The sequence below is a fragment of the Terasakiispira papahanaumokuakeensis genome (genome assembly GCF_001709345.1).
GTDB classification, from domain to species: domain Bacteria; phylum Pseudomonadota; class Gammaproteobacteria; order Pseudomonadales; family Halomonadaceae; genus Terasakiispira; species Terasakiispira papahanaumokuakeensis.
In genome coordinates this window covers 1,286,742-1,300,432 of record NZ_MDTQ01000001.1, presented here as the reverse complement: position 1 = coordinate 1,300,432, position 13,691 = coordinate 1,286,742, and the positions used below count along the sequence as shown (strand labels likewise).

General features: G+C 52.0%; 10 protein-coding genes. 7 read left to right on the top strand and 3 right to left on the bottom strand.

All coding sequences use genetic code 11. The annotated features are described in order from the left end of the window. Positions 1–260: 260 nt before the first annotated feature. Entirely contained in the window at positions 261–1,127 is an 867-nt protein-coding gene (locus tag BFW38_RS05665) for a YrhK family protein (protein WP_068997502.1), read from the top strand. Between the two features lie 46 nt (positions 1,128–1,173). Here the strand turns inward: BFW38_RS05665 and BFW38_RS05660 are convergent, their stop codons facing one another. Continuing rightward, positions 1,174–2,823: a methyl-accepting chemotaxis protein gene (locus BFW38_RS05660; protein WP_068997501.1), complete on the bottom strand. Its 1,650-nt coding sequence runs from the start codon at positions 2,821–2,823 to the stop codon at positions 1,174–1,176. Positions 2,824–2,895: 72 nt separating this feature from the next. Continuing rightward, a complete protein-coding gene (locus tag BFW38_RS05655) occupies positions 2,896–3,507 on the bottom strand; it encodes a PDC sensor domain-containing protein (RefSeq protein ID WP_139116564.1) in 612 nt (203 codons plus the stop codon). Positions 3,508–3,783: 276 nt separating this feature from the next. On the opposite strand from BFW38_RS05655, the gene BFW38_RS05650 reads away from it, so the two are divergent. The 6 genes from BFW38_RS05650 to BFW38_RS05625 all read left to right on the top strand — a co-directional run bounded on the left by BFW38_RS05650 (position 3,784) and on the right by BFW38_RS05625 (position 12,611). Then, complete coding sequence (locus tag BFW38_RS05650; protein WP_068997500.1) at positions 3,784–4,416, top strand: LysE family translocator; 633 nt, start codon at positions 3,784–3,786, stop codon at positions 4,414–4,416. 207 nt (positions 4,417–4,623) lie between these two features. Continuing rightward, positions 4,624–6,081 (top strand): TolC family protein, encoded by a 1,458-nt coding sequence (locus tag BFW38_RS05645; protein ID WP_175400942.1) that lies wholly within the window; start codon positions 4,624–4,626, stop codon positions 6,079–6,081. Next, the gene (locus tag BFW38_RS05640; protein WP_068997499.1) at positions 6,078–7,307 is read left to right on the top strand and encodes an efflux RND transporter periplasmic adaptor subunit; all 1,230 of its coding nucleotides are present in this window, start codon (positions 6,078–6,080) and stop codon (positions 7,305–7,307) included. The genes BFW38_RS05645 and BFW38_RS05640 overlap by 4 nt, the downstream gene beginning before the upstream one ends. Next, entirely contained in the window at positions 7,304–10,504 is a 3,201-nt protein-coding gene (locus BFW38_RS05635) for an efflux RND transporter permease subunit (protein WP_068997498.1), read from the top strand. The genes BFW38_RS05640 and BFW38_RS05635 overlap by 4 nt, the downstream gene beginning before the upstream one ends. Next, positions 10,501–11,190 carry a response regulator transcription factor gene (locus BFW38_RS05630; RefSeq protein ID WP_068997497.1) on the top strand — a complete coding sequence of 230 codons (690 nt, stop codon included), beginning with the start codon at positions 10,501–10,503 and terminating at the stop codon, positions 11,188–11,190. Before BFW38_RS05635 ends, BFW38_RS05630 begins: the two co-directional genes overlap by 4 nt. After that, the gene (locus BFW38_RS05625) at positions 11,187–12,611 is read left to right on the top strand and encodes a sensor histidine kinase (RefSeq protein ID WP_084004476.1); all 1,425 of its coding nucleotides are present in this window, start codon (positions 11,187–11,189) and stop codon (positions 12,609–12,611) included. Before BFW38_RS05630 ends, BFW38_RS05625 begins: the two co-directional genes overlap by 4 nt. 83 nt (positions 12,612–12,694) lie before the next feature. Here BFW38_RS05625 and BFW38_RS05620 read toward each other — a convergent pair whose 3' ends face one another. Beyond that, complete coding sequence (locus tag BFW38_RS05620; protein WP_068997496.1) at positions 12,695–13,645, bottom strand: aldo/keto reductase; 951 nt, start codon at positions 13,643–13,645, stop codon at positions 12,695–12,697. Positions 13,646–13,691 lie beyond the last annotated feature (46 nt).

Below are 13,691 nucleotides of genomic sequence, written 5' to 3'. Positions count from 1 at the left end.
AGCCTCACCACATAGGACTCCGCGGTTAGTTAGCGTACTGACACCCCCCCTTCGAGGTAAGAAGTCTAAAAACCCCATCGTAAAAGGCTTAGAGACGCCCTGGCTAGCGCAGTGATCATGACAGTTGCTGGTAGCGGGTCGCGTCTGACTCACACAACGGGTGGATGTCTCGCGGTACGCATATTGCTATGATGCTTAAAACAATAATCACGCTCTGACTAACATCGTGCTCTGGCTATGCCACGAATAAGGATGTGCCCGTGCCCCACCTATTTACGAACCGCACTAAGCTATCAGATCTGACTCGCTCAACACCTGACCTACAAGCCGATTTCCGCTGGGAAACCGCCAATGCGATACTCTACAAAGTCGGCGGTTTTCTGTTCATTATCGGCAGTGTGTTATTTTTTCCGCGCTTCGAGGCCTACCAGAACATGGGCGCCTGGATTTTCTTCATCGGCTCGATACTGTATTTGGTGGTGACCGGGCACGACATGCTGGAGTTGCGCAAGTTCTGGCGTCAGCGGAGCCACCACGCTCCCGGCCGACGTCTCGAGCTGATCGCAGCCAGCAGCTACTTGATGGGCACTTTGCTGTTCACAGTGGGCAGTTTGTTTTTTCTCAGTTGGTGGGGATGGGTCGATGCAGGGGCTTGGTGCTTCATCATTGGCTCGTTGTTGTTTGTGCTCGGAGCCGGCGTTAACGTGCTGCAGATCGTGCAGGCGCCGTCACTGCTGTCAATGCAGATGACGAATCTCACCGCAGTCACCTTCGTGGTCGGTTCGGTGCTGTTTGCGGTCGCCTCGGTCCCCTATTTGTGGAGCTTCGACGACCCAGCCAATAAGCTGCGGCTGTTCACCTTTCTCGCTTGGCAATACCTGATCGGCAGCCTGCTGTTCTTTCTCGGTGGGATCTTCAACTACTACCGAGCCTTCCTGCTCATGCGTCGGCGCCGCGATGGTGCAAGCCAGCATGCCAATGACGACGCGATGCTGATGGCCTACCTACGTGGTGAAATCAGTGCCGAGGAGTTCCGACAAGCTTGGGGGCACAAGGGGGTCGCGTCACGGACGGCACAATCCCTGACGCCAAAAACCGTGCCCGATTCATTGAGTGGGCATCGCTGAGGGCATACTCTCCCTTAACCTGTATGAATGACATGAGATGCAGAGATTACACGGTAAATTTGCGCGTAATATCCTGCATTTGACGGTTGAGCTCTGTCATCGCTTGGCAAGCTTGATCAACCTCATAAGCTTGCGTTGCACTCTGTTGAGCACCATCGTGTATTTCACTGATATGGTTACTGATGCTCTGTGCAGTATCATTTTGCTGGCTGGAGACTTCGGCAATTTGCGCTGCAATTTGATTCACATCGTCCATGGCGCTCATCATGGTGTCGATGGTCGTTTCCGTCGCCTGACATGATTGTTTAGTCTGCTCAGCATGTACAGTTGCCTTTTCCATCACCTCCACAGCCGATTGCACACTGCCATTGAGCTCTTCGATCATTTTGCGAACATTTTCTGTGGATGCTTGGGTTTTCTCCGCCAAAGCCCGTACCTCATCGGCCACCACCGCGAAACCTCTACCTTGCTCTCCTGCCCGTGCGGCCTCAATGGCCGCATTCAACGCCAATAAATTGGTTTGCTCGGCAATGCCACTGATCACCGTCAGCACCGTACCAATATGCTCAGTAACGTTTTCAATTTGGGTAATCGCCGACATAGCGGCTTCTACACTTTCACTCAACACTTCGGTGTCTTGTGTCATATGACGCGATTTTTCCAACCCTTCTGCCGCCACGCCTGCAGCTTGTTGGGTGGTATCAGCTGCATCCATAGTTTTATGAGCAACCTCACCAATTGCATGACTCATCTGATGACTGGCCGTCATTACGTTATCAACTGAATGCACTTGCCGATCAACCGATTGCCGGGCTTGCTCAGCACTGTGAGCCAACTTTTGCACCATCGCTTCGCTCTGTTGGGCTTTATCGATGACCTCTCGAACCAGCTCCGCTAGGGAGGCCAGAAATGCATCCAAGTTGCGCCCCAACTGTCCAATTTCATCTTTACGTTGACTACCAATACGCTGGGTCAGGTCTCCTCCTCCTTGGGCGAGTTCCCCAATGCGCATGATTAAGCGATTCATATCTCGCGACACGATCGTTGGAAAGGTCAAGGCTACGGTCAAACATAACACCAGTACTAAAGCCACTAAGATAGCTCGTGTCACCGTGTTGTCTGCGTGGATTTGTGCCAGTTGCGTAGTTCGTTTTTCTGTTGAGTCCACGACCCAATCAGACAGTTGATCCAAGTAGCCCCGCGCAACTTCAAAAGCCTCTGCACCTTCTTTATAGGACAAGTCAGTAGCCGCTCGAAGCCCTGCACGTGTATCACTGGATCTTTCTTGTTCAATCCGCTCAGTAAGCTGCTTCCACTTTGGAAAAGCTTCCCAGAATTGATCCAATAACTGCCGGGCTTCTGGTGGTTGATTCAACTTAGAAGCCATTTCGATGCGCTGTTGAATTTGCTCAATATTCTCTTGATGCATCGCTTGAAGCGATTGATAGCGTGGGGTACCGACACGCTGTGTCAACATACTACGCTCAGCCACTAGCACCTGTTGGAAGTCGCGATCCGCCTGAAGCACCCAGTTCAGTGTGGGAATATTTAACCGGGTCGCAGTTTCAATACTTTCTGCCAACCGTTTTTCGGCCAGAAAACCACTGGTGGCCATGCCTAGCGCTAACACCAGCATGATCAATAGCGGTAATAAAAACTTCCAACGAAAGCTCAAGTTCAGGAACCAGCTCATCATCAGTCGATTCACCTATAGATAAGATCTGCATCACCTTAATTACAGAGCGGTGCGGTGCTGATCTGGTGCTATTTAAGGCAACTCATCCAAGTTAATGCCCACCACCAAGACACCAATGACTTGATCATTTTTAAGCATTGGAATAGACACTTGAACCAAGTAAGTCATAGTACTGTCATCATATTCCACATCACTGACATACAGTTGTCCCGGTGTTTGCGCCTGGGTAAATTTAGCCTCATCGCCTTGCCAGTAATCAGAGGTTTTATTCGTCATCGCGACGTTTTCACCCTGATTCGCCGTTAAAAACATTTCCAGGAAATAAGGCTGAGAGGACTCCAACTCAAATAAGTGCTGGGCCGCCTCGTTATTCATAAGTTGATTCATAAAATCATCGACATCAGAGGTCGCCATCCACTGGTGATCACGCTGCTTAATTTGCTCAATGGACACATTCTTTGCATTCTGTTCCTCAATCGCCGCGATCAAAACAGGATCCTGATCCCACTGGTGCAACTCTAACAAAACAGATTTAAGACTCTCGGGCGCCTCTTCCGCCTGAGCGGTTGAAGCCATACCGAGACATAGCAAGAACAAGAAGAGACTCACTGGAACCCACAATCGTGACGCAACTTTGGACTGATTCACCCATCCGTCTTGATTCATAGACCATGTCACCATCATTCAGCTCCTTGAACATATTAAGATTTGTTCAGACTAGACCACCCTTTTATTTTTTGCCGAAGTCTTCTTCAACGGTTTTATGAGCGGCCATGAGAGCGCTCTGGTGACACTTTTCAATTCATCTTTCGACCCAATCAACCCATCGGGTGATCATACTTAGTATGGTCTCGTTTTTGTTCAAGACGTCTATCGGGCTTATCGACACACTAGCAGGCCTTAATATCCAGTCGATTAATCAATGTCCTGTCCAGGACTCAGCCTATACAGGAGCCTTGAATGCAAACGTTTATTTGGGTCGCCGGTGCCCACTTTCTGGCCTTACTCTCCCCCGGCCCAGATTTTTTTCTTATTGCTAAAAGTGCACTCGCCAGTGGCCATCGGCGTGCGTTTCAAGTGTGCCTGGGGGTTGCTCTAGCCAATGGTGCACTGATAGCGGCAGCCTTTACGGGCTTTACTTGGGCCGCGCAAACGCCGTGGATTGCCACGCTTATTCAGGGGTGTGGGGGCGGTTATTTGCTCTATATGGGGATTCAATGCTGGCGTTATGCAGGCGCGACAACATTAACGGCTCCCAGTACCGAGACTAAGTCCCCATCTGAAGCATCGACACCACATCAGGGCACGCCGGGGCTTATGGCAGGCCTACTTTCAGGATTACTCAACCCCAAAAATGCGTTGTTTTATATTAGCTTAGCGGCGGCTCTAGGGAGTCCATCGCTTTGGCAACAGTGGGGGTACGGACTGTGGATGTTCAGTATTGTATTGATTTGGGATTGTGCCATGGCCCTGGTGATCGGCCACCCGAGAATTATCCGCCAATTGGGGCAACGATTAACACTGATCGAGCGGCTTTGTGGCGCCATGCTGGCCATACTGGGCTTGGGCATGTGGACAGCACTCATGATTTGAGCTCAGACAGCTCGTTCATCATCGGTCACACTCAATTAAGACCCATCACCCCTACCCTAGATTTGGCTTTTTCAAGCAAGACGTTCATTTTACTGAGTTCAGATGACATATTAACCTATTCTTAACCCCTGGTTCGGCATAGTGTTCTCATCCGGTGAAGTGTCAGCCGGGTGAGCCCAAGTCATGCACCAGGAGCTTGTGTTAATAATGTCCTTATTGCCCAAACGATATCACACGTTACGTCATGCCCCGCTCAAAAGTGAGCATGGTGTGATGTCGCGCCGCGTTCGCTTATGGGCCAGCGCTGGGCTGGTAGCGCTGGGCGGATGCACCAGCATGAGTTCAGAGATTAATTACAGTACGGAAAGCCAAGCGCAGCTGGCCCAGGTGCCTCACTGGCAAACCTCACTGAAAGGGCAATCAATCACCCAGTTAACCGATTTGATGGATAGCCCTCAACTTCATCAATGGATTCAGCAAGCCCTCGCGCAAAATCCAGGATTACAAAATACGCTACTGACGTTGCGCCAGGCACAACTCACTGCCGAGCAGGCCGGTGCGGCACAGTACCCTGAAGTGTCAGCGGGTTTCAGTGGCAAGCGGAGCGGAGGTGGCCAGAACAGTGGCGATAATAACAGCGGTCGCCATCCGCACACTGAATATACAGGTTCCGTCTCCGTCAGCTGGACACTGGATATCTGGCGACAAGTGGCGGATCAAGTGCAGGCGGCCGAGTACGAGGTTACCCAGCAAGCCGCTTTGTACCGGAGTGCTCGGGCAACGTTAACCGGCGAAGTTATGAGTCAGTGGTTGGGGCTGATCGCTGATTCGCATGCGTTAGACATTGAGCATCAACGCTTAGCAACGCTGGAAAAGACTCAATCACTTGTCGAAGGGCGCTACCGACAAGGGCTCAGTGGCCTGGAGTCACTCGAAAGCGCACGTAGTGCAACGTCCAGTAGTCAAGCACGACTGGTGCAATATCAAAATGCACTGGAAATGCGCCAACGCGCATTAAATACGCTGTTAGGGCGTTTTGACGCGACGCCGTTTGAGAGGCCTGCTGATTACCCTGAAGTGGCCCTTCCTCACATTCCCAATACTGAGACCACATTACGCCAACGCCCTGATTTACAAGCGGCTTACCAAGCTATTCTCGCGGCGGACCGACGCACCGCAGTAGCCTATAAAGATTTATTGCCCAGTTTTAGCTTACAAGCCGCCCTACAACAGGTGGCAGACTCGCCTCGTGAAGCACTGCTGACCGATCCAGTATGGTCTTTGCTGGGGCAACTCACGGCACCTCTCTTTCAGGGCGGGCGACTTAGGGCACAAGCGGAAATTCAGACGCTGATCACGGCTCAACGCTATCAGGATTATCGCGAGACCTTATTAACCGCCATTGAGGATGTGCGTAACGCTTTGGCTCAGGAAGTCGCGCTCGGTCAACGTCAGACCCATATTCGCAATGCATTGGATCGTCAAAAGAATAGCTTGGCGCTGTATGAAAACCGTTATCGTAATGGCGTGATTAGCCTGTTGGATCTACTCAATGTACAACAGCAAACCTACGATCTTCAGGCGCAATGGGATCAACTGACACACGATCGCCTCAGTAATCGCATTAACCTAGCGTTAGCGCTGGGTATTGGAGTAGACCCGTGACCCAACCTCATCGATATGGCCCTGTTCTGGGCATTGCGTTTCTTATTTTAGTCGCGGTATCTCTTTGGGGGTGGTATAGCCTGCAACCGGGTGATCAGCCTCCACGATCAGCGCCATCCGTCTCCATACGGCCAGAAGTGAGCGTTGTGGAGGTCGTACCACAAAGCTATCAAGCTCAGTTAAAGGGGTATGGGAGTGCACAAGCCCATTATGCCGTGACGCTCACCGCTCAAGTCAGTGGTCAGGTGAAAAGGCTCAATCCAGCGTTTGCTTCAGGCCGTCACGTCAAGGCAGACACCCTGCTGGCCCAACTCGAAGATAGCCGTTATCAGGCAGAAGTGGCCTCGGCCCAACAAGCGCTGGCCAGTGCTCGAGTCGCGTTACTGGAAGAACAAAGAGAAGGGGCTCAAGCTGAGGCCGAATGGGCTCGTTCTGGATTGGAGGGGGCGCCAGAATCACCATTAGTGCTGCGTCAGCCTCAACTGGCAGCGGCTCAAGCCACCTTACAACAGGCTCAGGCCTCCTTGGCCAATGCCCGCCATCAACTGAAAGACACCCGGGTTTTAGCGCCTTTTGATGCAGTGGTGGTCTCCCGTGCGATTAGCCCCGGCACGCAGGTTCAAAGCGGGGCCACCTTGGGCGAACTGGTCAGTACGGATTACGTGGAAATTCGTGTCTCACTGCCGCCTAGTGATTGGGCCCAGCTGCCCGGCGAAGATCAGCTCAATGCAGGCCAATGGCCCGTCACATTGCGAGATGCCCAAACACAGTCTCAATGGCAAGGGCATGTGATTCGAACTGAAGGCACTTTGGATGACACAACACGTCAACGCGCGCTGATCCTCGCCGTAGATCAGCCTTTTGAACAGACACCTCCCCTGCTTCCCGGGACCTTTGTTGAAGCCCTAATTCCAGGGCGGACATTGAATCAATTGTGGGCTTTACCCGCGACGGCGCTGAGCCAATCCGGCAAGCTCTGGTATCTACGCGAAGATCAAACCTTGGCCGCATTTGAAGCCCAACCCCGTTTCAGTCATCACGGCCTGATTTTCATTGAGCCGCCAGAACCATTAGCCATAGCACCGCAACAGGTGCTCACTCAACCGTTACATAGCTATACGCCTGGGATGGCCGTCACGCCGGTGCTTATTCAACCTACCGAAAAGCCGAGTCAGCCTGCTGATCGCTCAAAACTTAACACCGAGTTCCAGGAGCCTCAGGCATGAAACCGACACCCCCTAAGGGGCTCATTGCCTGGTTCGCCACCAATCCAGTGGCAGCCAATTTGCTGATGCTATTGGTGATTATGGCTGGCGTTCTCACCATGGATGGCCTACGCAAAGAGGCCTTCCCTTCCCGACAACCGGATAGCATCACGGTCTCAGTGTCTTACAAAACCGGCTCTGCCCAACAGTCGGAAGAAGCCCTGGCCATTAAAATCGAAGAATCACTGGAAAGCGTGGTTGGTATCAAACAGATCACCAGCCAATCAACCCCCAGTGGAACGACCGTCACGATTGAAAAAGGGTCCGCTTATGATCTGGATACCCTGCTTCGAGATGTCAAAACCCAGGTTGACGCCATTTCCAATTGGCCCGTCGAAGCAGATCAGCCTGTCATCAAGCAGGGCCGTCGTGAGGACCATGCCATTACGGTGCAGCTCTATGGTGATGTCGATCGTCATACCTTGCAGCAATTAGCCGATACACTGAAAGACGACCTATTAGCCCAGCCCGATATGCATCAAGTCACCATCAATGGTTGGCTTGATCCGATGATGGCCATCGAGATCGATGAGGCGCGGCTGCAGGCCTTTGGCCTAACATTTAATGATGTTCAGACGGCGGTAAACCGCTATTCCTCAGACAACGCGACTGCAGTACTGCGCCAGCAAAATGCTTATCTCCAAATTAAGGCCGATCGGCAAGCCTATTACCGCCAGCAATTTGCAGACATTCCTTTGATCTCAGGCACGCGTGGCGAAGAAGTCAAACTCGGAGATATCGCGACCATCCGTGACACCTTCCAGGATGATACCCCGATGCTGTCTCGCTTTAATGGCCACGATAGCATTGCCCTAGACGTTGTCAGCACGGATGAAGACGATATTGCACGCTCAGTACAAGCCACCCAGAGAGTGATGCAGCAATGGCAGCACAATCAACGCCTGCCCGACAGCGTGCAGATGATCAGTTGGAATGATCGTAGCCAAAGCATTCAGCAGCGTTTGGATTTGTTGATCAAAAATGCCGCGACCGGGGTCATCCTAGTCTTTTGTCTGCTGGCCGTATTTCTTAATCTTCGAGTGGCATTCTGGGTCGCGATGGGGCTACCGTTTATTTTCTTCGGCACGCTTTTCATCATGGGGCTAGATGCGATCAATCTGACGTTAAACTCTTTCACCACTTTTGGTTTTATTATGGCCTTGGGCATCGTGGTGGATGATGCCGTGGTGGTCGGTGAAAGCGTCTACGCCACACGAGCCCGCTACGGCGATACACTGAATAATACGGTTTTAGGCACCCATAAAGTCGCGATTCCTACACTTTTTGGTGTACTCACCACGGTAGCCGCCTTCACCGCTCTGGCTCAAGTGCAAGGTGGGCTTGGCCATCTCTATGCCCAGTTTGCCAGTGTGGTCGCGATCTGCCTGTTGTTATCCGTCATTGAGTCCAAGCTGATTCTACCGGCTCACCTCGTCCATTTACCGACCCACCGGAATCAAGCTCGACGCCATGGCCTTGCCCGCCTTTGGCAACGCATTCAAAATGGCGCAGACCGGGGCCTGGATTGGTTTCGTACGCGACTCTATCAGCCATTACTCAAGCAAGCGCTTCAGCACCGTTATGCAGTTGTCGTGTTGAGCTTGGCGCTGCTATTAGGCGTTGGATTGATGCCCTTCAATGGCGCCGTGCGGATGAGCTTCTTTCCGGATATTCCAGGGGATACGGTGCGAGTTAGCCTGACCATGCGCAACGATGCCAGTTATGGTCAGACACACCGCGCTTTGGCGCAGTTGGCCCAACAAGCCCAGCAATTGGATCAACAATTACGTCACGGCCAAGGGGATACCGCGATTGATCATTTGCAAGTGGTCTCCAGCAGTGATCATAGCGGCAGCCTGACGGTGGAACTCAAAGCCGATGCGCCTTTTAATAATCGCCTTTTTGCTGCCCGCTGGCGGGCGATCGCAGGCCAGCCTGAGGGCGCCCGCACGCTCAGCATCCAAAGCCGCCGGGGAGGCGTTGATGCGCTACGTATAGAGCTCAGAGCCCGTGATGATGAGGTGTTGAATGCGGCAGGCGAAGCACTCAAAACGGCTTTGAACCAAAACGCCGCGATCAGTGGCGTCAGTGATAACCTGACACCCGGCCAACCTCAGCTTTACCTGGCGTTAACCTCTCAAGGTCGAGCCTTAGGGATGACCACAGAGCAATTGGCCCAGCAGCTGTATCAGGCCTTCAGCGGCCAAATTACTCAACGCTACCAGCGGGGCAGTGATGAAATCGAAGTGAAGGTCCGCTATCCCGAGAGTGATCGCCAAAGTGCCGCACAAGTACTGGCCGCCCGAATTCGTACCCCTGAGGGCCAGGTGATCCCAGTCGCCAGCGTGGCTAGGGCTGAGTTTGGCTTCACCCGAGACAGCATTACGCGCATCGATGGCCAGCGTGCGGTCTACATTGCCGCCGATGTCGATAAAGATCAAATGTCGACCACCGATCTGGTCGCCCAATTGCGTGCAGGCATTGCCACTGAGCTAAAAAGGCAATACCCCACTTTAGATCTTCACTTTGCCGGTGAAGCTGAAGAGCAGGCTGAAACCAGTCACTCCATGGCCCATATGTTTTGGTTGGCATTGCTGGTGATTTATCTGCTGTTGGCCATTCCATTAAAATCCTATGCCCAGCCGGTGCTGATTATGACAGCGATTCCCTTTGGAATCGTCGGCGCCATTTTGGGCCACTGGCTGAATGATCTAGCGCTGGGCATTCTCTCTTTCAATGGCATTATTGCGCTCAGCGGCGTCGTGGTGAATGACAGCCTGTTACTCGTCAGCCGTTACAATGAACTGCGCCGCATTGATCAAATGAGCATGCTTGAAGCTGCAATGGAAGCCGGAAGCAGTCGTTTACGCGCCGTACTGCTGACATCCGTCACCACTTACGCCGGGCTGATGCCCTTACTAAGCGAAACATCGAGGCAGGCCCAATTCTTGATCCCCGCAGCCGTTTCATTAGGCTATGGCATTCTATTTGCCACAGTCATCACACTGATCCTGATTCCAGTGTTGATTGTGATTCAAAGTGAAATAGCCGATAGGTGGCACACGTTATGGTCATCACCACGAGAGACTCAACCCTTAGACGCTCATGAGACAAGACCTTCCGAGACCACAACAGATCAATCGAGGTCATCATTATGATGGATATATTATTGATCGAAGATGATCTTGATCTGGCGGCAACGCTGATTGACTACCTCGCATTAGAGTCAATCCGCTGTGATCATGCCAATAATGGACAAAGTGGCCTCAACCAAGTACAAGCGCAGCGTTACGATGCTGTGCTATTGGATCTGAATCTGCCCAGGCTCGATGGCTTAACGCTATGTCGGGCACTACGCGATCAAGGTGATGATGTCCCGATACTGATGATCACCGCCCGTGACGGCTTGCAGGATAAGCTAGCGGGCTTTCATGCCGGAACCGATGATTTCCTGGTCAAGCCTTTTGCAATGGAAGAGCTAATCGTACGATTACAAGCCTTGACCCGCCGTCGCAGTGGTCAGATCAAGCGCTTCCAAATCGGCGATCTCATCATGGATCTTTCTGCCCATGAGGTCACCCGAGCAGGCCAACCGTTAAAGCTTTCGCCGATTGGCTGGACCCTACTAGAAGTGCTGATCAGAGCTGCGCCTGAAGCCGTTTCAAAAGAACGCCTAGTCACCGCTGTTTGGGGCGATGACCAACCCGATAGCAATACGCTCAAAGTACACATGCATCACCTTCGTAAAAGCGTCGATCATCACTTTGAGCACGCGATGATACAGACCCTGCCCGGTTTTGGCTTCGCTTTAAGAGCCGATGAATCGCCGAGCACGACACCATGAGCCGATTAATATCATATTATCTCAGTACCCTCGGACAGCGTCTGAAGTCTTCTGACATGCTGCGGGCGTTATTGTCACTCAAAGGGGTCTTAGTCCTGTCATTTGTATCCTTTGCGTTAGTCCTGGTACTGGGTTATAGCTGGCTCTCCAGCCGTCAATTTATCAGCGGCATTGACACCATGATTGCCGACAACATGGTAGGCTCGGTACGCCAATTCGTTCGGCATGGAGACCGTAATCATCCTCGTAGCCCGGACTTTGTTTCCCGTCGCTGGGACACTCAACCAGAGGACGTCAGAGCCGCTTTTAGCACACCCCCCAAAGAGCAAAATCAGCTCTATAAAGGCATCATTCCTGAAGACAATGAAGCTATTTCGATAACGCAACAAGAACGTGACCAACAGGCGCCTCAGCTGGTCTTCGTGATGCGTTATCAAATGCAGGGGAAAACCTTTTATATCTCACACAGGTTGATGAGTCGGCATGTATCGCACTTGGTGGGGCTGAATGCTCGGCAAAGTCGCCAACAGCTGTTGTGGGTGGGGTGCCTCAGTTTACTGGCGCTGATCTTGATTGTCTGGTGGCTGCTCAAGCGTGCGGCGAGACCAGTACATCGCTTAGGTCAGTGGGCACGCCAACTGAATGCTGACAACCTGGAGCAGCCCGTACCGGATTTTATCTATCCCGACCTCAATGCTTTTGCCGAACGGGTGCAAGGAAGTCTGAGTTCAGCCCATCAGGCACTTATCCGTGAGCAGACTTTTTTGCGCCACACCAGTCACGAGCTGCGCACGCCGATCAGTGTCATTCGAAACAATGTGGAGTTACTGAATAAACTACAACAGCATGAGCCGCAAACCACCTCCTCTCGGGTAGAAGCCGCAGTGGGGCGTATCGATCGTGCCAGCATGACAATGAAAGACCTCACTGAAACCTTACTCTGGCTGAGCCGAGAAGAAGGTGAAGCCCTCCCCGCTCAAACATTTGATTTAGCTGCGATGCTCACTGAACTCACCGAGTCATTGCGCTATCTGATTCAAGCCAAACCCATTCGCTTAACAGTAACGGTAGCGCCCTGCATGACGACCCAGCCCGAAGCCGCAACCCGGATCATATTGGGCAATCTGATCCGTAATGCCTTTCAGCATACTCAAAGTGGCTGGGTTGAGATTCAGCAACAAGGCTTAACGGTCACCATTCATAATCAAAATGATGAGACCAAAGCCGTGCTCGATGAAGGAGATCGCCTTCGACAAGCAACAACGGCATCGCATCAGGATGCCGTCGACAACAGTCTCGGCTTCGGCCTTGGCTTGGCCCTCACACAGCGCTTAACCCAACGACTCGGCTGGTATCACCAGCATGATCGACAAGCCAATGGGCACTGTGTACACCTAAACATTCCGGCCAATATCACCTAGTGGCCGGATAACCAGTACTTGCAGAAAGAATCTCTAACCAAAATCACCGGGCCAACCAGCACGCGATTACAACCAGTACGCGATTAATAGGTACTGGCCTCAGTTAACTGAGCCAGTGCCGATTCATCCAGCGTCAAGTGGGCGGCATCGACCAGTGCCTTGAACTGCTCACTTGAACGCGCACTGACAATGGGGGCACTCACGACCGGCTGAGCCATCAGCCATGCTAGAGCCACCGAGGCTGGCGTGACCTGATACGCTTGAGCCACTTGATCTAGTGCCTCCAGCACCCGCATGCCTCGATCAGTAAAGTAGTTCTCGACAAACTGCTCACGCGCTTGGCCCTGAGCATCCTCTCGGCGACGGTATTTCCCCGTTAGAAAGCCACTGGCTAAAGAGAAGTAAGGCGTGACCGCTAACCTTTCACGCTGACATAATTCAGCCAACTGAGTTTCGAAATCTTCTCGATCATAGAGGTTATAAAAAGGTTGTAGCACCTGGTAACGAGGCAGATGGGATTGTTCGGCCGCTTGTAACGCCTGTGTCAGCCCTTCAGGTGAATAGTTTGAGGCGCCGATATAACGGACCTTGCCCTGTTCAATCAGCTGATGATAAGCATCGAGTGTTTCCTCAATTGGCGTCTGCGTATCTTCGGTGTGAGATAAATACAGATCGATATAATCTGTTTGTAAACGACGCAATGAGTCTTCCACCGCCTGAATAATATAGGCCTTAGACAGCCCTTTTCGATGGGCTCCCATCTCGATACCGACCTTAGTGGTCAGCATGACCTGATCACGATTACGGCGGGTTTTGAAATACTCACCTAATACTGTTTCAGATTCACCGCCGCCGAGTCCATCAGCCCAGCGGGCATAAACATCAGCGGTATCAATCGCATTGAACCCTGCATCTAACCAAGCATCGAGCATGTCAAATGACTGCTGTTTATTCAGCGTCCACCCAAAAACATTGCCCCCAAAAATCAAGGGGGCCGTTTGTAAATCAGTTTGTCCTAAGTATTGCTTTTGCATCACGAATCCTTCCTTCGACGATTGATTGACTTCATTGAATATCACT